Below are 21,177 nucleotides of genomic sequence, written 5' to 3'. Positions count from 1 at the left end.
ATAGGTTCCTATTCTACCAACCACTTTTCAATATTTCTCGTCTTTTTGGAGAAGTTGATTCCTATTTTAAATAACTCGCGGGAATCAGCCTCAAAGGGTAGGGCGTAGTGCTTTTCATTGATTTGCTTTAATGCCTCTTCCGCCGATCCTTCCAGTTTAAATTCCATCACGTAGATATATTTGTCTGTCTGCAAAACCAGATCGATACGTCCTTCACCGGTATGATATTCCGCTTTGACATAGAAACCTATCAATTTGAAGACAATAAAAAGTATGTTTTGGTAGTGTAATTCAACATCTTTCGCCAATTCATAAGGTGTGTCGGCAAAGAAACTTTGCAAGCGTCGGAAGAACGCGTCGTAATTACCCGTGCAAATCTCGCCGACAAACTGTCGGATGGCAAAAGGTGAATCTACCGCGTTCGTGTTAGCGTAGAAAGGAAGCAGGAATTGAATGAACCCCTCTTCTACCTCTCGGTTGGGAAATCCTAACGAGTAGAGCCCGAACACCTTGTCGTATCCTTTGATGGTTAAGTAACCGCTCTGGTATATCACCGGGATAGCACTCCCGTCGTTGTAAATACTGTTCAGCACGTCGGCACTGGTTTCCACGTTTTCTATCTTTTCCAGATTATAACGATTCTGTTTCAGTAGTTCCACCAGATACGTGGGAGTTCCCGTTTCGAACCAATAGTTGCCGAATTGCATCTTTTTGAATGTATTCAGCAGGCTGAACGGGTTATAGATACCTTCCGAGTTTGCCGTGAAATGATAACCGTCGTAACGTTCCTTCATCTCTTTGCAGGTTTCCTCGTAGCTCATGCCTTGCGTGGCTGCCAACTCGTGCAAGTCTTCCTCGAAACCGGTATGCAGTTCGTTGTCCGTGATTCCGCACAAGCTCACGTATTTCCTGTCCATAGATATATCTTCGAGGTTATTCAAGTCACTGAACACGCTCACTTTGCCGAATTTCGTCACTCCTGTCAGTAAGGCAAACTTGATATACCCGTCCATGCTTTTAAGTACACCGTAAAAGGCTTTCATCGTGTTACGGTACGCATTCTGCAATTCCTCGTTGCCAATCGCTTGCAGCATAGGTTTGTCGTATTCGTCAATCAGGATAACTACATCCTGTCCCTCTTTTTCACGAGCCCTGCGAATAATACCTTTAAAACGCAGCGAGGGACTGACCTCCGTTGGTCTGCTCCCGTACAATTCTTCCCATTCGGCTAACCTGTCGTTTAATATGTTATCCAGACTATCGGGTTTGTCGTACTTTTGCGCATTCAAATCCAAGTGCAGGATAGGATATCTTTTCCATTCCTTTTCCAGTTTTTCCATGGCAAGCCCAGTGAAAAGCTCTTTTCTCCCTTGGAAATATGCTTCCAGTGTTGAAATCAACAGACTCTTACCAAAACGGCGAGGGCGGCTTAGGAAATAATAACGTCCGGACGATACCAGTTCATAAACCAATGCTGTTTTATCAATATAAAGATAATCATCATTGCGTAGACTCTCGAAATTCTGAATACCGATAGGATATAGTTTTTTCATGGCTTGTTTATTTCATTGTGTCGGACTATGACAAAGATAGTATAAATCACGGTAACAGGAAAGATATTTTATGAAATTCCTGCGGATACCTCCCTGATTATTGTATATTTGTCATGACTAACGTTTGTGGTGCATGGAAATAATGACGGAATTCCCCGCGGGGATAAAATTCAAATACGAGTGGCGGAAGTATCAGGTGCGGGTATTGGGTGAACTGGAGGCTTATTTGTCCAACGGTTCGCTCCACGTGGTGGCTCCTCCCGGTTCGGGAAAGACGGTATTGGGGTTGGAGGTTATGCTGAGGCTTAATCGTCCGACGTTGATACTGGCGCCCTCGTTGGCGATACGGGAGCAGTGGATAGATCGTTTCCGGGAGCTGTTTTTACAGACCGATCGAAAGCCGGAATGGATATCAAGTAATATACGGAAGCCTGCTTTCGTGACGGTCTGCACGTACCAAGGGGTGCATGCCGCGTATAATAACCTGCCGGATGAAGAGAAGAACGGGGATGCGCCCGCCTCGAAGACGAATATCACGCGGGAGTTAAAGCGGTTGGGGGTAAAGACGGTCATACTGGATGAGGCTCATCACCTGAAAAACGAGTGGTGGTATACTCTTGAGCGTCTGAAGAGTCACTTGTCGCCTGTGATTGTCGGGCTGACGGCAACCCCGCCTTACGACGTGACGTTTGCCGAGTGGCAGCGTTACCTTGAATTGAACGGAACGGTAGACACGGAGATTACCGTGCCCGAGTTGATACGCGAGGGAGATTTATGTCCGCATCAGGATTACGTGTATTATTCTTTGCCTTCGCCAGGGGAATACGATCGCATCAACGCATTCCGGCGGGATGTCGATACGCTCTTCCGGGAGTTACAGAAAGACCCGATGTTGATCGAGGCGTTCGCGAATCACCCCGCGTGGGTGGATCCTGCGGGGTACTTGGAGTGGATATTCGACCATATGTCTTTCTATTCCGCCATGTTGATATTCCTGCATCACGCGGGGAAAGAGATTCCGCCTGTCCACCTGCAAGTGCTGGGACAGGAAAACATACGGGTGCCCGCGTTGGATTACGCGTGGATGGAGGTATTGCTGGAGTTTTATTTGCAGGGAGGACGGGATACTTTTATCGGTCGCGAGGAGCATCAGGTATCTCTGGAAAACAAGTTGGTGCGGAATGGTGTCACGGAGAAGAAACAGATCAGTTTCCGGTATAACGGTCGGTTAACGAGGATGCTGACGGCGAGTATAAGCAAGTTGAACAGTATCGCCGACATTGTTTCTTTCGAGTCCCGGCAGTTGGGCGACCGTTTGCGGATGGTGATATTGACGGATTACATACGGAAGGAATGGAAAGTGGCATCACCCGCGAACGACCTGCCTTTGGATAAAATGGGGGTGTTCCCCGTGTTCGAGAAGTTGCGGCGGTCGGGTACCGGTGGAAATCGTGTCGGGGTGCTGACGGGTTCGATCGTGGTCGTACCCCGCGCGGCGTTGGGGGTACTGGACGAGGTGATGCGCGAGATGAGGTTGGGAAAGGCGTCCGTGAAACCCCTGCCTTATGATGATTCTTACGCCGAAGTCGCTTTAACCGGGACGATAAAGGACGAGATAACCCGCGTTGTCACCTGTATGTTCGAGCGGGGGGCTATCGAGATTCTGATCGGTACAAAGTCGTTGCTGGGAGAGGGGTGGGATGCACCTTGCATCAACACGTTGATACTGGCGAGTTTTGTCGGTTCGTTCGTGCTGTCGAACCAGATGCGCGGGCGGGCTATCCGGGTAGAAAAGGGAAATGCCGCCAAGACGGGGAATATATGGCATCTGGTGTGTGCGGACCCGACTTCGCCCACGGGGGGGGACGATGTGGAGCTGTTGCGACGCAGGTTCAAGGGCTTCCTCGGGATATCCGACCGGGAGGGCGAGAAGATCGAGAATGGCGTGAAGCGCCTCGATATTCCCGCGACCTTGTGCGATAGGGAAATCATTGAACGGAGGAATCAACGTACTTTTGAAGAAGCGGGCGGCAGGGAGCGGTTGCGGGGGCGTTGGGACGCGGCGGTGAGGCAGGGCGTGCATCTCGTGGAAGAGATCAAAGTACCGTATCCCGGGGTGGAGAAGTTTCAGGAGGTGAAACGGTTGTATTTGCAGAAAACGCTCAAGTACTTGTTCGTCGAACTCGGTTTCATCGTGTCCTCGGTTCTTAACGTCATGTTCTATGATTTTGCCCGGATGAGTTCGCGAATACATTCCTCGCGCATGTTGTTTACCGTGCTTTTAGTCTTTTTGGCGGTCGGGTTTTGTGTTATATTACCCCCGGCGGTGAAGGCGTTGCGTCTTTACTTGAAATATCGCGATATCTCGAAGGATATACGGAAGATAGGGTGCGCTTTGCTACGGACTTTGCAAGACGAGAAGGTGATACTTTCGCCACCGGGGGAGGTGAGCGTGGAGGCGTACGGCGATGATTCCGGTGCCGTGTACTGTCACCTGAAAGGCGGTTCCAATTACGAGAAATCGGTATTTATCAATGCCTTGAAGGAAATTATCTCACCCGTGGATAATCCCCGTTACGTGATCGTGCGGGAGAGCAGGCTATGGAGTCGCTTGAAGCAGGAGGATTACCATGCCGTCCCCGAGCTTTTGGGGAAGAGGAAAGCCTCCGCCGAGTGCCTGCGGCGGCATTGGGAGGAGGAAGTCGGGGCATGTCGTCTGGTGTTTACCCGCACGCTGGAGGGGCGTAAGTTTCTGCTTCATTGTCGGGTGAATTCTCTGGCTACCAAATTATCCGATGATATCGAACACGTGAACGTGTGGAGGTAAAAGTTCGCAAATGGTAATTTGCAAACTTTTACTATATTTGTCACGTGCGACCTGTAACTCGCGAATGACAATTTGCAAACTAAATAACAATATACTATGGGATTTTTAGGTAAAATATTCGGTGGTGGCGGTAATGGTGGGGAGAAGAAAGAGAGTTCGGCGGATAGGATGTTGAAGATTATTCGCGAGAGGACGACAATGGACTACGCGGAGGTTGTTCCTGCGGACGAGCAGACCATGCCGTGGAACAGTAAGATAGGGGGTATTCCTTATATGCCGGAGGGGTTCGTGTACCCGTGTGACGAAACGGATTACACGGTACAGGCGGAGGGAAGCGTCGCGCCACAGCCGCGAACGGCTCCCTCGGATGTTCTTCTGGGAGGTACCGGACAACCGCGGGTGGAGAACCCGGAGATTATCGCGGGGGACACGGCGCTAGCGGAGGTTGCCGAACCCGCCGAACGGGAGAAGAAGCCGTTGCATTTCCTCGGGCAGTTGAACTTTGCCGAGATGCCCGCGTTGGAGGGGTTCCCGCGGGAGGGAATATTGCAGTTCTATATCAGCGGGGAGGATTCCCTCGGGTTGAACTTCGAGAACCGGACAGACCAGAAGGGCTTTCGGGTGATTTATCACGAGCGGGTGACGGAGGATACTTCCCGTTTGCTCGCCGAGCTGCCGACGACCGGTATGGAGGATGCTTTCCCGTTGTCGGGAGAGAGAAAGTTGAACTTCCGGAAAGCGTCTATGGCTATGACTTCATGGGATTTCCGTTTCGAGAAATTGTTATTGGAGGTCTACAATCAAACTCACCCGGACGCTACCGTGCCTACTTTAGACCGGGTGGACGAGTCCGTTTTCGACGAGGTGTACGCCCAACTGGAGGCGGGGGGACACCGCGTCGGCGGCTATCCTTCTTTCACGCAGCTCGACCCTAGAGAGTATGACGAGCGTATCCAAGAGCATACCGTCCTGCTTTTCCAACTGGATTCAGACAGTGACAACGGCATCGCGTGGGGCGACAATGGCGTGTGCAATTTCTTTATCCGCCCGGATGATCTGGCGAAGCGGGATTTCAGCGGGGTGTTGTATAATTGGGATTGCTATTGAGTTTATAAAGTCTATAAGGTCCATAAGGTCCGTAAGGTCTATAAGGTCCATAAGGTCAGTAGACCCCTGCGGGGCGTTATATCAACGGCAGCTCAAACTGCCGTTTTAACTCTGTCCGAAGGACACTCGTTACCTTATGGATTTTACTGACCTTATGGACCTTATAGACCTTATAGACCTTATAGACTTTACGGACTTTATGGACCTTATAGACCTTATGGACCTTATGGACTTTACGCCCCTTTCTCTTCCATCCATTCCATGTTTGTCGGGTATTGGAATACTTTCAGTTTGAATAGCGGGAGGATAGCGAACAGGTGGTCGAACACGTCGGCTTGCGCTCTCTCGTAGACGAGCCATTGCGTGCTTGCCGTGAAGCAGTAGATTTCCAAGGGGATACCTGTCGCCGTGGGTTGCAGTTGGCGTACCATGTGTGTCATGTTCAAGTTGATATCAGGGTTGGCGGTAAGCCACGCTTCCATGTATTCGCGGAAGGTGCCGAGGTTTGTCAGGCGGCGTCTGTCCAGCGGGTTGACCACTTTGGCATTGTATTCGTTGATTTCTCGTTGTTTATTCTCGATATAGTTTTTCAGCAGGGACGATTGTTTCAGGTTTTCCAAATCTTCGTCCGAGAGGTAATGCACGGAGTAGATGTCGATGTTTACCGAGCGTTTGATGCGTCGTCCCCCGGCTTCCTGCATTCCCCGCCAGTTGGTGAACGATTCGGACACCAGTTTGTAAGTCGGTATGGTGGAGATGGTTTTGTCCCAGTTCTGCACTTTCACGGTGGTGAGGTTAATCTCTATCACGTCGCCGTCGGCGTTGCTGCTGGGCATCACGATCCAGTCGCCGATGTTCACCATGCGGTTGGAGATTAATTGTACTCCTGCCACGAACCCGAGGATGGTATCCTTGAATACCAACATCAGCACGGCGGATAAGGCACCGAGTCCGGCGAGCAGTGTCGCGGGATTCTTGTCGATCAAGATGCTGATGATGACAATCGTGGCGGCACAGTAGAAGAATATCTTAATGACTTGGATAAATACTTTAATCGGTCTGTTTTTCGCCACGGGATAACTCTCGTATATACGGTTGATGCCGTCCAGTACGCTCGATATAATGAGCAGGAAAGAGATGGTAATCCAGATATTGATACAAATCATCAATATATTGATTCCCGTCCAGTCGTACGCCCTGAAAACAACTAGGGTAACGATCGGGGAGATTAGCAGTCCCAAGCGGTTGAAGAATCGTTGGTCGAACATCAGGTCGTCCCAGTTGGTCGATGTCCGTTTGGTCAGTTTCATCACGATACGCGCCAGCCATTGCCGGGTGAGCACGTGGACAATCCACGTGATGATACCCATGATAATAACCAGCGCGAGAAAGTAAAGCAGGTCTGAGAATCCTTCCGAATAGACGTGTAGATGCTGTAATCCGGCATCGATGTACTCTTTAATAGTCATGTTAATATGTTTTAGTTGGTTTTGCACGGGGGCAAAGATAGGAAATAAGTCTGTAAAGTCCATAAGGTCCATAAGGTCCGTAAAGTCCGTAAGGTCAAGGGTGCCCTTTGGACTGTGTTTGTCGGCAGCTAACGCTGCCGTAAGCAAAGCGCCCCGCAGGGGGCCATGGACTTTATGGACCTTATAGACCTTACGGACTTTATGGACTTACGGACCTAATACGTCACCACCGACGTCTGTTTCTTCCCGTCCATCCACACGGTGAGGGGGGCTTTGAAGCGGACGTGGCGGGAGTATTTAAATTCCTCGACCACTTCCTGTTGTGCCAGCACGTCGAAGTTGATGAAGGCGTTCGCGTCTTGGAAGGGGATGGCGAAGTAGCCCACGTTCATCGAGGTGACGTTGTGGAAGAAGTGGGAGCCGAGCGACGCGTCGAGCGGGAAGTCGGGGAGTCCCTGTTCGACGATGACTTTGGCGTTGGCGATATCCGACCACTGCACGGGGATGCCCGTCAGCGGGTCGCGCGTGCCCCAGCGACCGGGACCGATAAGCAGGTATTTCTCGCCTTCGCGGGCGATGTCGGCGTTATGGCGTTTGATTTCCTCGGCGATCTCTTCCGTCCGCAGGCGGTCGAATTTCTCCGGGTCGACGTACACCACGTCCCGTATATATTGCAACTTCCCGTTGCCCATGCCCTTGTCGGCACGCAGCAGGACGTGTTCGGCGTCGATGGCGTCGTTTTCTATGTCGATGTTATACTCGTTTTTAATCAGCGGTTTGATTTGCAAGAGGTAGAACACGGGTTTCCCGCCCTCGAAGTTGACGCAAAATTCGATTTCCACGGGCGAACCCATCGCCTGCGAGAAGATGTCGAGCAGGATTTGCAGCGCGGGTGCCAGCGGGAAATAGTCGTATTGCAGTATCTTCGAGAAGTCGACGACACGGGGACCTCTCGTGGAGAAGTCGTACGTGATTCGGTCATTCATGAAGTCGTAGACGGACGCCGTGTATTCCAGAGTCCCGTCCCGTTCCGCCTCCGGCATGTCATACGCTTTTATGGCGGCGTTTTCCCCGTCGCGGTACAGGTCGTATTCCTGCCGTTCGAGGTCGATGGCGTAGAAATAGCGTTGCGATGCCTTTATTTTGTCTTGTATGGAAGCGAGTTGCAGTTTCGGGTACGCGGGGCTGAAGCGGTGGGTTTTCTCGCCGCCCACCACGTAGGCACCCAACCCGACGGCGGTAACGGCGAACCCGTCTTCCGGCTTGATGTAGGAGAAGGGATAGAAGTTGTACGACTGTGCCACGCCGCTGATTTCCGGGTAATAGCGCCCGTTATGCTCGTTGCCGACCACTTCTTGCAGGATTACCGCCATTTTCTCTTCCTCGATCATGTAGTCGATGGCGTTGAAGTACGCCCGCGACTCGGGCGAGAAGATGGAGGCGTACACCAGCTTGATAGCGTCTTCCGCATCCCGCGCCCGTCGCTCGAAGTCCGGGTGATTGTTGGGCAGGAGGTAGGTGGAGTACACGCCGGCAAAGGGTTGGTTGAGCGAGTCCTCGAACAACCCGGAGGAGCGTACCGCCAGCGGTTTGGTCATCACGCGGAGGTATTCCCGCAGTTTTGCCCGCAGTTTCTCCGGCAATCGTGCCGTCCGGAAGGCGTCGATGATGTGGTCGTATTGCTTGTCGGCGTAGAGAACGTCGTAAAGGTCGTTCTCCTCGATAAAGTTGTCAAATTCATCAACGCCGATCACCGTCGTTTTGGGTATCATCACTTGCAGGTCGGGAATGAGTTTTTTAAGGTACACGTTCTCGATGAAGTTGGAGAGGAACGCCAGCCCGCGTCCCTTGCCGCCGAGCGAGCCTTTGCCGAGGCGGGTGATGTAGCGGTTGGAGTCTACCAGCGACGGGTTGAAGTTGATGATGCGTCCCCGCAATTTTTTCAGTTCCGACGCCTCGAAGACGTTGGCGATGAAGCGGCGCGTTTCCTCCGCGTTTTTGAAATAGCTGAAACTGTAACGGCGCAGTTTTTTGGCGAGGTTGATTTCCGCCCGTGCCATGAGCCACGTGGAGATGCCGTTGCGCTTGGCGTGGTATTCCAGCGACTCGTCCGGCACGGTCATCAGTTTGCGCCGGAATTCCTCGACGCTCGTCGCCCGGTCTATGGGCAGACCGTTGGCGTCGCGGAAAATAAAATCGCCGAACCCAAGTTCCCCTTTAATGAAGTTGCGGATATCCCTCGAAAGGGTCGGGGAGTTTTTGACTATGAAATTGGCTTTTGTTTCTTGGGCCCGGCGTAGGTTTTCGGGTTCGTGGCTTTGCAGCAGGCAGGGAACGTGGGTATCGAACGCGCGCACGTGGCGGATCAGTTCGATGCCCGCGTTCTCGTCCTCCACGCCGCCGCGGGGGTAACGGACGTCGGAGATAACGCCGATGATGTTGTCCCGGTACCGGTCTATGATATCGACGGCTTCCTCGAACGTGCTGACGAGTATCACTTTCGGGCGTACCCTCATCTTGAGTATCACGCCCATCTCGTCGTTCGAGGGTTCCTCGTTGATGATCGCCTGCGTTTGCGTCATGACCTCGGTGTAGAGCAGCGGCAGGTAGCGCGAGTAGTATTTGACGGAGTCCTCGACCACGAGAATCACCCGCGTGTCGGCGAGGCGGGTGTCGACGTCAAGGTTGATTTTGTCTTCAAGGTATTTCGCCATGGCGAGAAATACTTTCGTCGACCCGTTCCACACGAACATGCGTTCGATGGATTCCCGTGTTTCCGCTTCCACGCGCCGGAAGTGGGCGAGGTCGGCGTTGTTGTTCACGAGCATCAACTGGTGGATGTCGGGATACAGGCGTTTGATGGAGCGGCTCGTGGCGACGGGTGTCGTCTTGTCGATTCCCGCCATGATGATGATGAGCTCGAAATGCTTGTTCGCCAACGCGCGCAGTGCCGCTTCCTCGTTCGCCACGGAGGTGAAGCGGGGGGCGGTGTAGAGGTTCAGTTGCAGGTATTCGCCGAATATCTTGTCGGAGAATTGTCCCTCGCGCTCGATGGTGTACGAGTCGTAGTAGTTGGCGATGAGCAGGATTTCCTTTACCTTGAAAGGCATGAGCTCTTGAAAGATGTCGCGGTCGCTCTTTTTCCGCTTGTATATTTTGTTCAAGTTTATTTTTTCCATAAGACAAAGATACAATTGAAAATTGAAAGTTGAAAATTGAAAGTGAAAGGACTACCTCCCCTTGTTTCTAAATCTCGCGCGGAAGGGGGAAACGACTTGTCGGATCGTTTCTCCCCCCACGCGGAAAGAAATTTGGAGGGGTAGTTTTTGGCATTTTCAATTTTCAATTTTCAACTTTCAATTGTCACCGTGAGGTAGACGGAGTTGGAGGTACGTTTCCCGTTGGCGGTTTTAGCGTAGACGTAGACTTGGTAGTCCGCGAGCTCGATGCCGTCGCCGGCGGGGATGAGTTCGGAGGTGGCACCGCCTTCACCCCTGAGGCGCAGTTCTTTTTGCAGGCAGAACCCGTTCTCGGGGTTGTAGATGATAGCGCGGACAAGGTCGTTGTTGTAGGCGTAAGCTCCCTCGATAGCGTTGGGCGTTTGCTCGAATTGTAGCTTGTAGCCGGTAGCGTTGGCGTCGACTTTAACGGCGTCAATCTCCTTGGCGGACGCTCCCTTCAGGGTAAGTTGCTCGCGCTTGAATTCGAGTATCTGTTGGGCGTTGACGGGGGTGGCGGTGACGGTCACGACGGGTTTCCACAGGGGACCCTGTGCCATGATGACTTTCGACCAGTCTATTTGGCTGGCAAATTCCTCGTTCGACTTTTTCTTCGGGTCGACGGGGGTGTCGGGGTCGATCTTGGTGGTGGTGATCACTTCCGCGTTCTTTTTGTTCACGCTCGTGAAGCGGTTCGCCCACTTGACGCCCTTGCTGTCCGGCGGGAAGCTTTCGCGCAAGGCGAGGTTGAGGAATTTCACGTGGCGGTTCAATTCCGAGAATCCTGACGCGTTTTTTTTCTGGTCTTCCTGCAAGGGGGCTTGCGTGGTGTTTTCCATGCGGACACCTGTCCAACCTTTACCGAGGGCGGAGTAGATTTTGTTCCCGATTCTTCCCGTTACTAGGGTGTAGTCGGGTGATTTTTGTCTAGCCATTTTTGTAATGTATTTAATTTGTAACTCAAACGCCTTTCCATACTCTTCGTGGAAAGTTCTTAACAAATGTAGAATCATATTTTTTTATATCCAAGAAAAATTATAAATATTTTTAAAATAAATTAACATATACTCTCGACGTTCCGGGTTTACCTTCCCCGCGGGGTGACGATATAGCGTGAAACGCCTGTGATGGCGGGGGATGGTGTAACTCTTCCTTCAGTTTAATATCCATAAGTGTTCCATAACTCTTCCATAAGTTATCCTTGTTAACATGGTATAAAGGTAGCTGTGGTATGGGTAATTTGAGGAATATTTATTAAATTTACAGTTAAGGTGGAATGAAGGTGCGTCGGGGGAGTATTAACGGTAAAAAGGAGGTTAATATGGCGAATTTGAAATCAAAAGGTAAGGACACCGGGCGGCAACGTTCCGGGGGTAAAACAAAGTATCACAGGAAAGGTAAGGAATGCACGTGCGACAGCAAGCGCACTCCCGCGACGACGGAGGCGCGGGACAAGGCTCTCGCCAAGCGCACGGACGCGCAACGGGACAACTCGGATTGGTTCACCGCGGCGACACTGGTGGAGAGTGCCGCGTACCGGGTGCTGGAGGATTGGAACATGTGGAACGATTTCGCGCGGGATTTGACGGTCACGGGGTGGAACCTGTGCCACATGATTAATGGCCCGTATTGCGACGGCAGCGGGGTGATCAATTTCCCGGCGTTCGTGTTCAGCATCGGGTGGCTTGCCAACCCGACGTACACACTCGTGAAGCGGGAGGGATGGACCGTGACGCTGCAGTGGACGAGTACCGCGAGGCAATTGCGCTCGGGGGGAAGGGACAGGCTGATGGTCGGGTACTTTCACGCCGCGCGTCCCACTTGTCCCCAGTTTCTGGAGGACACGGGAGCGAGGCGGGAGGACGGGAAGGTAACGCTGACTCTGCCGCGGCATGATGCGCCGGAGGGGGACGTGTTGCACGTTTACCCGTTTTTCGTGCGGCGGAACGGCACGGATTTCTCGCGTTCGCTCTATTTCCGGGTGGCGGACGGGATGGACGGGGAAGTTTGAATAATTGAAAGTTGAAAATTGAAAATGTAAAAAACTATCCCTTCAAATTTTCTTTCACGTGGGGAGATAAACGCTCCGGCGAGTCGTTTCCCCCCTTCCGCGCAAGACAAGAACTAAGGGGAGGTAGTCCTTTCATTTTCAATTTTCAACTTTCAATTTTCAATTTTTTTGCTTGTCGAGTAATACCAAAGAATAGTTCGGGTATTCTTATGGTGTTATGGATAAAGATAGAATATATATAGTATTGGATTTATTTCTTAAATCTTGGAACGGGACTCTAAATCGGGCGGAAGAGGAGGAGCTGGGGGCATTGTTGGCGGAGCCGAGATGGGCGCGGTTGAAAAGAAATCTGGAGAGTGACCGTTTTATCATGGCGAGGTTCAAGGAATACGGGAAATATAATTCCGCGGCGGATTTCTCGTTTTTCCTGAAACAGGTCAGGAGAAGGGAGAGGTCGCGACACGCGAACACGTGGTGGCGGCGGGTGATCGCTAGCGCGGCTTGCGCCGCTATTTGCGTTGCCGCGGGATGGTGGTGGTCGCGGGAGGCGGGTGAAGAGGCGGCACCCGGGTTCAGGGCGGAGAGCGTGGTGGAGCGGCAAGTCGCCGACCGGAACAGCGTGCGTCTGGTGCTGTCCGATAATCAAGTAATCACTTTGTCGAAGAAGACGGAGATTATCCCTATCTCGCGTCTGGATTCGATCGGGGTTTCGCGGTCGGCGGGTGTGCCGACGCTGGATTACACGCGGTTGAAAAAAGAGCTTTTGACGGACACGGTGGTCTACCACACGTTGATCGTGCCGCGGGGGGAGATGCAGTCCGTGATTCTTTCCGACGGTTCGCGCGTGGTGGTGAACGCCATGTCCATGCTGAAGTACCCGGTCGTGTTCCCGGATTCGACGCGGGAGGTGTACGTGGAGGGCGAGGCGAAGTTCGAGGTGGCTAGGGACGGCGGGAGGTCTTTCGTGGTTTCGGGCAAGGATTTTCAGGTGGACGTGCTGGGGACGGTGTTCAACGTGATGAGTTACGACGAGGAACCGGTGTCGCTGGTGACGCTGCTTGAAGGGAAGGTCAGGGCGTCGTCGGGCGACAGGACGGTGATATTGAAGCCGGGAGAGCAAGTGTCCATCACGCCGGATCACGATACGCGGGTGAGCGAGGTGGACGCGGAGGCTGTCGTGGCGTGGGTGGATAAAAAGATTAATTTCGACGCGGAGAGGTTGGACGCGGTGATGAGGAAATTGTGTCGATGGTACGACGTGCGGGTGCTTTACGAGACGCCCGCCATGAGGGAACGGCGTTTCACGGGGATGATGATGTACGATGTCCCGTTGGAGATGTTTCTCGAGTGGCTGAGCACGACGACGGATATGCGATTCACGTTGAGTGACGGGGTGATCGTTGTTGCCGCGAGCGGCAAGTTACATACGCCGTGAGCGGCGGGTTACAAGTTACAGGTTGCATTTGCCGCGGGGCGGCAAGTTAGAGGTTATGGCATTCGATGAACGGCCAAGGGGGCATGCTATGCTTATTCTACAAATCAGACATACAAACGATGGTGGAGCCCGCGCGAGCGAGGTGATGGGACACGAGAGCGAGCGCGGGTTTTCATCTTTTATGAAATCTAAAACTAATCTACATGAAAAAGAAGAAGTCTAATCTATTGATGATGAAGAGGAAGACGGGCATCGTGTTGATGTTGGTTCTCTTTCTTCAATCTTTTAACACCGGGGTTTGTCGCGCCCAATCGGCGGACGAACCGAGGTTGACCGTGGAGTTTAAAGAGACTCCTTTCACGGGGGTGCTGGATTACATCAAGCGTCACACGAAGTACGAACCCCTGTACAATAACGAGGAGATGAAGCGGATTCCCGCGGTGACGCGCAGTTTCAAGTCGGTGCCGTTGTCGGACGTGCTGCGGGCTTGTCTGGAGGGGACGGAGTACACGTTCAGTTTCTACCAGAACATGATCGTGATACAGAAGCGGCAGCGGACGGTGACTCCCGTGACGATACGCGGCAAGGTGCTGGACGAGCGGGGCGACGCGTTGCCGGGTGCCTCGGTGGTGGTGGAAGGAACCACGCTCGGGGTGAGTGCCGGGGAAGAGGGTACGTTCACGTTGAATCTGCCGCGGATGGACACGATCTATCTCGTGGTGACTTTCATGGGTATGCAACCGAACAAGGTGGCGGTGACGACATTTGACAAGGAGATCGTGGTGCGTATGCAGCCGGACACGCGCGAGATGGAGGAGGTGATCGTGACGGGTTTCGGGACGGTGAAGAAATCGAGCTTCACGGGAAACGCCGTGGTGGTGACGCGGGAGGAGTTGTTGCAAGTGTCGAAGACGAACGTTATTAAGGCACTGGAGGTGTACGACCCGTCCTTCCGCGTCAAGACGAACAATCAATGGGGGTCTGACCCGAACGCGCTGCCCGAGATACAGATACGGGGGCAGTCCAGTATAGGTATCAAGGATCTGGACAAGAACACGTTGTCCAAGTCGGCGCTGGAGAATAACCCTAACCTGCCGATTTTTATACTCGACGGTTTCGAGGTTGCCATCAACAAGATTTATGATATGGACCCCAACCGGATCGAGACGATGTATATCTTGAAAGACGCGGCAGCCACGGCTCTGTACGGTTCGCGGGCGGCGAACGGCGTGGTGGTGGTGACGACGGTAGCCCCGAAGGTGGGAGAGGTGTTGATCGATTACACGATCGTGGGGAGCGTGACGATGCCCGATTTGTCGGATTATAACCTGATGCACGCTGCCGGGAAGTTGGCGGCGGAGATCCCGGCTGGGATTTTTCTTCCCGTCGGGAATAACGATACGCGCCACGATATGGATCAGGAGTATAACCGGAAGTTGTTGAACGTGCTGAGAGGGGTAGACACGTACTGGATCGGGAAGCCGGTACGCTCGATATTCAATCACAAGCACAGCCTCTCGTTCGAGGGGGGAACGGAAGTGATGCGTTACGCGTTGGACTTGCAATACAACAATGACAACGGGGTGATGAAGGGATCGTACCGCGACCGTATCGGCGGCGGTTTCCTGTTCATGTACACGGGCGGTAAGATTGAAGTGCGTAATTACGTGTCTTACGGGGAAACGAGGGCGAAGGAGTCGCCTTACGGGGATTTCAGCCAGTACACGAAGCTATTGCCTTATGATACTTATAAGGACGAGGACGGGAAGTACTTGAAGGAGTTGCCGTACTGGACGGGACGCGAGAGTCTGGTAAATCCCTTGTACGAGGCTAATCTCGGGAGTTATGACCGGACGCACATGACGGATTTAACGGATAATTTTAACTTGAACTGGTATATTACCCCGCACATGTACGCGAAGGGGGAGGTTGGCGTGACTCACACGACGGAAGAACGGGAAGTGTACGTGCATCCCGATTCCGAGACGCAGAAGGGGACGGAGATGAACGAGGATAACCTGTATGCCGGGACGTTGGGGAAATCTACGCGGAAAGCGACGTCGTGGGAGGCGAAACTGACGTACTCGTACAGCCAGTCAATGGGGGATCACGACGTGAATTTCACGGGTGGTGTCAATATGGTGACTTCGCGGGATAATAGCGCGAACGCGCGGTACCGGGGGTTCCCGACGGGCGGCGACTTCGTGTCCGTGAATTTCGCCAAGGAGATCGTGGAGAAACCTACCGAAAGGGAGAGCCGGAAGCGTTTGTTCGGGATACTGGGAGTGGGAAACTACTCGTACAAGAACACGTATTTGCTGGACGTGCTGTTCAGGTATGACGGGTCGTCGCAATTCGGGTCTAACAAGCGTTGGGCTCCCATGTGGGGGTTCGGGGTGGGTGTGAACCTGCACAAGTACAGTATTTTCGCCGATTTGGGTTGGGTGCAGTTGCTGAAGGTGAGAGGGTCTTACGGGAGAACGGGAAAGACTGGTTTCCAGTCTTACGAGGCGATACCCACGCACGAGATTAATATCGAGGAGTGGTACGTGACCGGGGCGGGTGCCTCGCTGGTGAACACGCGCGGGAACCGGAATTTGAAGTGGGAAACTACGGATAAGTTGGATGTCAGTCTGGAATTTGATATTTTCAACAGTTTGCTTTACGTGGAGGGGAATTATTATTACGAGGTGACGAAGGGGGCTATCACGGACGTGACGTTGCAGGCGTCGACCGGGTTCAAGACTTACAAGACGAACATGGGCGAGGTGTTGAACGAGGGGTTCTCTATCCAGTTGAGAAGCACGTTATATCAGGATAAGGATTGGTACGTGGCGGTTTACGGTAATATGGCGGGCAACAGGAACACGTTGAAAAAGGTGTCGGACGCGTTGAAGGAGTACAACGAGCGGGTGAACGATTATTATAATGACGCGAATAATGATTTGGACCGCGTGTTGACGAAGTACGAGGAGGGGGTGTCCATGACCGCCAAGTACGGGATGAAGTCCCTCGGGATAGATCCCGCTAACGGGAAGGAATTGTTTATTTATCGCGACGGGACGGTGAGTTACGACTGGGCTGCCGCGGAGATGGTGAAAATCGGTGACGAGACGCCGAAAGCACAAGGTTCGTTCGGGGTGAATTTGCGCTACCGTAATTTCACGCTGTTCACGAGTTTCATGTACGAGTTCGGGGGGGATATGTATAATTCGACTCTCGTGAACGAGGTTGAAAATGCCGATATGGCACGCAACGTGGACAAACGCGCGGTGACGCAACGCTGGTACCAACCGGGGGATATTACCACGCTGAAGGATATCAAGGATCGTAACGTGACGACTCAGCCGACCTCGCGTTTTATGCAACGGAATAACACGTTGACGTGGAATTCGGTGAACGTGGGGTACGAGTTCACGCGGGCGAGGAAGAAGATGGGACTGAGGTTGGCGCGCCTTGAAGTGGGGGCGAATGATCTGGTGCGTTTCTCGACGATCAAGACGGAGCGCGGTACGTCTTACCCGTTTGCCCGTACCGTTAATTTCTCGTTGAAGTTGCAATTCTAATGTTATTAAAACAGGAAAAAATGAAAAGGATAATATATATATTGGGTTTACTCGCGGTGACGCTCTCGGCATGCGAGAATTGGTTTGACGTGCAACCGAAGGAGGAGTTGAGCAGCGATATCCTGTACTCGACGGGAAACGGGTACCGGATGCAATTGAACGGTATTTACATGACGCTGTCGAAGGCGGATTTGTACGGGCAGGAGTTGTCGTGGGGATTTCTGGACGCGGTGGGACAGTATTACAGCAAGTCGAAGATGCCGCAGAAGTATCAGGACGCGAATGATTTGCTTTACGGTACTTCCGGGGTGAAGTCGACGATAGAAACGATATGGAATAATATGTATCACGCCATCGCGGATGCCAATAATCTGATAGAGCATGTCGTGAAGGAGGATTCCTCGCGCTTCGAGTTGGGCGACCGGGAGAGAAAGCTGATTCATGGTGAAGCGTTGGGATTACGCGCTTTCATGCATCTCGACCTATTGCGATTGTTCGCCCCGGCTCCCGCGGCAAACGAGAGCGGCAAGTGGATTCCTTACGTGACGAGTTCCGAGTCGGTGACGAATACCCCGCTGACGGTGAAGGAAACGATGGAACGTATCCTTGCCGATCTGGACGAGGCGCGCCGGTTGGTGGCGGTATCGGACTCCATGGAGTTGAATGGCGACAGGGATAACTGGAATTTCCAAGCCCGCGGTTCCGGGCTGCCCAAGTTCTTTCAAGCCCGGCGGGTACGCATGAATATGCACGCGGTGATGGCGATACAAGCCCGCGCTTACATGTATAACGGGCAGAAGAAGGAAGCGCACGATCTGGCGAAGGAGATTCTGGGTGAAGAACCGGACGAGTGGGGCGGTCCGGCTTGGAATAGTCTTTACCGGTTTACCGACGAGTGGGATTTGATGGGCGATATTTATAACCGGGACGTGAAGATGTACAGTGACGTGGTGATGGGATTCGCCAACTCGAAGTGCGCCGATTTGTACGAGCCTTACTTGACGTTGGATCGTAATCTGGCGATACGCAACGTGAACAGTTTGTTTCAGGATAAAGAGATGACGAACGATTTCCGTTACGTTTACCTGATCACGGATATCGAGGGCGGTGCGGAGGTGTCGATCAAGAATATACGGGGAAAGTTAAATTCGGGGGGAAGTCAGGTAGCCGCTTTTCTTCTGCCGATCATCCGCCACACGGAGTTGAGTTACATGATGGGTGAATACTTGTGCGAAACGCCGGGCGGTTTGGACAAGGCGATCGAGATACTGCGTATGGTGCAACAGGCACGCGGGGAGTATCGCGAGATTCCTATCACGAATAGCGCGGAGTACATGAACGCGCTGTTGAACGAGGCTCGCAGGGAGTTTATCGGCGAGGGGCAGTGTTTCTACATGTACAAGCGTCTGGGCTTGCCGCTGAATGACGGCGTGGGGAATATTGATTACGGGACGAAGGTTTATTTGCCTATCCCGGATAGTGAAACCGTAATACTTTAAGTTATGAAATATTGTATTGTTATAATTGTTCTGTTTGTGATGTTCGGGGCTTGTTCCACGGACTCGTTGGACACGTACACGGCTGACCGTTACATATACTTCTCGGGTAAGAACGCGGAGGACAGCGTGAATACCTCGTTTTTCTTCTATCCCGGGGCGACGGAGTTGGACGTGCCGATCGAGATATCTTTCGCCGGACGGCCTATCACGACGGACACGGAGTACGAGTTGGTGATCGACGAGGGTATGACGACTGCCTCCGGGGCAGACTATTCGGTGGAAACGAAAAGGGTGTGGAAAGCGCACCGGAACCGGGACACGGTGAGAGTGACGTTGCATAAAACGGCGGCACTCGACAATCAAGTGGTGCGGTTGGCGTTGAGGGTAAAGGAGAATGATAATTTCCGGGTGGGACCGTTGTCGAACGCTCTTTACCGCGTGGTGTTTACTTCGCTGGCGGTGCGTCCCGTGTGGTGGACGGAGCGTATCGTGAACGAGTACTTGGGTGCTTACAGCGAGGCGAAGTATCAACAGTTGATTATTGCCACGGGGGTGAGCGACCTGTCGAATAAGACGGCCAGTGAATTGAGATATTATTCGTTGAAGCTCAAGTATCATTTGCAGCGAGAGAAAGATAACGGGAACACGATTATGGACGGGGAAGCGGAGATGTCGGTACCGGTAAAAGGTTAATTTAAAAGGAATGTTATGAGAACGAAAAATTGGATATACGCCGTGATTTGCTTTATCTTCATGTACGGGTGTTATGACGATAAAGGGAATTACGATTACGGGGATATAAATGTGATCACCGTGGAGAAATACTTGACGAACGCGGATCCCTGGTTTTATAAAGGTGATATGGCGGAGATTACTCCGGTACTGAAATTCAGCTTGGACGAGGAGATAACGACGTTGAAGTTTCGCTGGGAGTTGAGGACTTCGGAAAAGGAATACAAGACGTTGGGACACGAGAAGGTGTTGAACTGGGAGGTGGATACTGCCGGGTGGTTGCAGTTCGTGCTGACAATCACGGACACGACGAACGGGTTGCAGTGCGTGGATCTTACCCGGCAGTACGTGATGGATAATCTGGCTTACCCGAGTGGCGTGTGGCTGGTTTTGGATGAGAAGGATAACGGGGCGGAGCTGGCGATGTTGGATTTGGACAGGAGATTGGATGAAGCGACACAAGAGTATGTCACTTATCTTGACGTGTACGCGGATCTTTACACGTTGGAGAACGACGGGCAGAGGTTGGGGGGGAAGCCTTATTTCCTTCAGGAAGTGTTCGCGGATTGGGATTCGCCGAGCCACGTGCTGATATTGCAGGAGGGGGGAATAGGTCCGGTGTACGTGGACGGTAGTTCTTACAAGAAAACGATTTCCTTGGGCGAGGAGTTCACGGGGGGCGCGCTACCCGCGGGACAGGTATTTGTCGGGGCGGCGTATCACCATAAAGGGGATATTCTGATGTCGAAGACAGGGGATATTTTCGTGAGGCGGAAGACGGACGAGGAGGTATTTTACTCGGGTATGTATCCCGATTTCCCGGCGTATTACGAGAAGGGACTGGAGGTGACGCTGATGTGCAAGACGCGGAGCGGTATCTCGACACTGGTGTACGATAACAAGAATCACCGTTTCTTGGCCGTGAATGACGGAAACGTGTATTATGATGACGAGATCGGGGAGTGGGTGACAGACCCGAACACGGCGGCTATCCTGCCGGTGTTCCCGGAGAGGATGGAGGGGGTGACGCCCTTGAATAACATGGGGAACGTGGAGATGTATTTCTGTGACGGGTACACGGACGGGGATCGGAAGTTCTGGTGCGTGTTCAAGAATAGAGAGGACGGGGTGTATTACATGCAGTTCTTCTATTATGACGAGTGGAACGGGTATAAGGTGATTCCACAATATGAATTGCCGTTCCCGCATCAGGATTTGCTGGACGGGACGAACAAGTTCGAGTTGACGACGGATTCGCGGGAGTTCCTGTTCTTTACTTCCAACGGGACGTCCGTGGCGGGAGCGCCTCACGATAAATTGTACGCTTACCAGCATGCGAGAGGACGGGGGGACGCGAAATTGTTGTACGATTTCCAAGGAAGAGGAATCGTGTCGATGCTTGCCTCGCAGAGAAACAATGCCGGCGGTTATCTGGTTGTCGGGTTGGATTCCGGTGAAGTGTATTTCTTCGCGGCGGGTACCACGAGCATTTTTGCCGGTGGAACGATCGAGTACGCGTATAAGACGGAACCGGTTTTCGGACGGATTGCCGATATAAAATATCGATTCGGCGGTCAAGGATCGATTGTGGATTAATTGATTCAGTGATTGCTGTTGCGTGGGCAACGCTTCATTAATCACTAAATCACCGAATCAATAAACTCCTCCGTCTGCTTCGCAACCACCTTCTCTATAAACAGAGGAGGTGGTTGTGAAGCCGGGAGGGAGTTTTGAGAATCACGGAATCACTGTATTTTTTG

Annotated in this window: 12 protein-coding genes; 8 read left to right on the top strand and 4 right to left on the bottom strand. The window is 52.5% G+C overall.

From position 1 onward, the window contains the following. Positions 1-8: 8 nt before the first annotated feature. Entirely contained in the window at positions 9-1,553 is a 1,545-nt protein-coding gene (locus tag H8S64_RS07375; protein ID WP_186975573.1) for an ATP-binding protein, read from the bottom strand. A 133-nt stretch (positions 1,554-1,686) separates the two neighbouring features. Here H8S64_RS07375 and H8S64_RS07370 point away from each other — a divergent pair, with 133 nt between their 5' ends. Together H8S64_RS07370 and H8S64_RS07365 are read left to right on the top strand one after the other, a co-directional pair. After that, positions 1,687-4,380 carry a DEAD/DEAH box helicase family protein gene (locus H8S64_RS07370; protein WP_255469466.1) on the top strand — a complete coding sequence of 898 codons (2,694 nt, stop codon included), beginning with the start codon at positions 1,687-1,689 and terminating at the stop codon, positions 4,378-4,380. Positions 4,381-4,476: 96 nt separating this feature from the next. Then, entirely contained in the window at positions 4,477-5,487 is a 1,011-nt protein-coding gene (locus H8S64_RS07365) for a YwqG family protein (protein ID WP_186975572.1), read from the top strand. 233 nt (positions 5,488-5,720) lie between these two features. On the opposite strand, the gene H8S64_RS07360 is transcribed toward H8S64_RS07365, so the two are convergent. The 3 genes from H8S64_RS07360 to H8S64_RS07350 form a co-directional block, all read right to left on the bottom strand. Then, complete coding sequence (locus H8S64_RS07360; protein ID WP_186975571.1) at positions 5,721-6,956, bottom strand: mechanosensitive ion channel family protein; 1,236 nt, start codon at positions 6,954-6,956, stop codon at positions 5,721-5,723. Positions 6,957-7,171: 215 nt separating this feature from the next. Continuing rightward, positions 7,172-10,135 (bottom strand): PEP/pyruvate-binding domain-containing protein, encoded by a 2,964-nt coding sequence (locus H8S64_RS07355; protein ID WP_186975570.1) that lies wholly within the window; start codon positions 10,133-10,135, stop codon positions 7,172-7,174. A 170-nt stretch (positions 10,136-10,305) separates the two neighbouring features. After that, the gene (locus H8S64_RS07350; protein ID WP_186975569.1) at positions 10,306-11,187 is read right to left on the bottom strand and encodes a hypothetical protein; all 882 of its coding nucleotides are present in this window, start codon (positions 11,185-11,187) and stop codon (positions 10,306-10,308) included. 308 nt (positions 11,188-11,495) lie between these two features. Between H8S64_RS07350 and H8S64_RS07345 the strand changes: the two genes are divergently transcribed. The 6 genes from H8S64_RS07345 to H8S64_RS07320 all read left to right on the top strand — a co-directional run bounded on the left by H8S64_RS07345 (position 11,496) and on the right by H8S64_RS07320 (position 21,013). Next, positions 11,496-12,185: a hypothetical protein gene (locus H8S64_RS07345; RefSeq protein ID WP_186975568.1), complete on the top strand. Its 690-nt coding sequence runs from the start codon at positions 11,496-11,498 to the stop codon at positions 12,183-12,185. Between the two features lie 217 nt (positions 12,186-12,402). Continuing rightward, entirely contained in the window at positions 12,403-13,620 is a 1,218-nt protein-coding gene (locus tag H8S64_RS07340) for a FecR family protein (RefSeq protein WP_186975567.1), read from the top strand. A gap of 203 nt (positions 13,621-13,823) precedes the next feature. Beyond that, positions 13,824-17,186: a SusC/RagA family TonB-linked outer membrane protein gene (locus tag H8S64_RS07335; protein WP_186975566.1), complete on the top strand. Its 3,363-nt coding sequence runs from the start codon at positions 13,824-13,826 to the stop codon at positions 17,184-17,186. A gap of 20 nt (positions 17,187-17,206) precedes the next feature. After that, a complete protein-coding gene (locus H8S64_RS07330; protein WP_186975565.1) occupies positions 17,207-18,685 on the top strand; it encodes a RagB/SusD family nutrient uptake outer membrane protein in 1,479 nt (492 codons plus the stop codon). Between the two features lie 3 nt (positions 18,686-18,688). After that, entirely contained in the window at positions 18,689-19,378 is a 690-nt protein-coding gene (locus H8S64_RS07325; protein WP_186975564.1) for a DUF4843 domain-containing protein, read from the top strand. A 15-nt stretch (positions 19,379-19,393) separates the two neighbouring features. After that, positions 19,394-21,013, top strand: coding sequence for a PKD-like family lipoprotein (locus H8S64_RS07320; RefSeq protein WP_186975563.1), 1,620 nt, complete (start codon positions 19,394-19,396; stop codon positions 21,011-21,013). Positions 21,014-21,177 lie beyond the last annotated feature (164 nt).

Source organism: Butyricimonas hominis (assembly GCF_014287455.1).
Classification (GTDB): Bacteria; Bacteroidota; Bacteroidia; order Bacteroidales; family Marinifilaceae; genus Butyricimonas; species Butyricimonas muris.
This window is presented reverse-complemented; position numbering and strand designations above follow the sequence as displayed.

Coding starts and splice junctions, on each gene's coding strand:
- H8S64_RS07375 (WP_186975573.1), bottom strand. CDS start 1,553: ATGAAAAAACTATATCCTATCGGTATTCAGAATTTCGAGAGTCTACGC.
- H8S64_RS07370 (WP_255469466.1), top strand. CDS start 1,687: ATGGAAATAATGACGGAATTCCCCGCGGGGATAAAATTCAAATACGAG.
- H8S64_RS07365 (WP_186975572.1), top strand. CDS start 4,477: ATGGGATTTTTAGGTAAAATATTCGGTGGTGGCGGTAATGGTGGGGAG.
- H8S64_RS07360 (WP_186975571.1), bottom strand. CDS start 6,956: ATGACTATTAAAGAGTACATCGATGCCGGATTACAGCATCTACACGTC.
- H8S64_RS07355 (WP_186975570.1), bottom strand. CDS start 10,135: ATGGAAAAAATAAACTTGAACAAAATATACAAGCGGAAAAAGAGCGAC.
- H8S64_RS07350 (WP_186975569.1), bottom strand. CDS start 11,187: ATGATTCTACATTTGTTAAGAACTTTCCACGAAGAGTATGGAAAGGCG.
- H8S64_RS07345 (WP_186975568.1), top strand. CDS start 11,496: ATGGCGAATTTGAAATCAAAAGGTAAGGACACCGGGCGGCAACGTTCC.
- H8S64_RS07340 (WP_186975567.1), top strand. CDS start 12,403: ATGGATAAAGATAGAATATATATAGTATTGGATTTATTTCTTAAATCT.
- H8S64_RS07335 (WP_186975566.1), top strand. CDS start 13,824: ATGAAAAAGAAGAAGTCTAATCTATTGATGATGAAGAGGAAGACGGGC.
- H8S64_RS07330 (WP_186975565.1), top strand. CDS start 17,207: ATGAAAAGGATAATATATATATTGGGTTTACTCGCGGTGACGCTCTCG.
- H8S64_RS07325 (WP_186975564.1), top strand. CDS start 18,689: ATGAAATATTGTATTGTTATAATTGTTCTGTTTGTGATGTTCGGGGCT.
- H8S64_RS07320 (WP_186975563.1), top strand. CDS start 19,394: ATGAGAACGAAAAATTGGATATACGCCGTGATTTGCTTTATCTTCATG.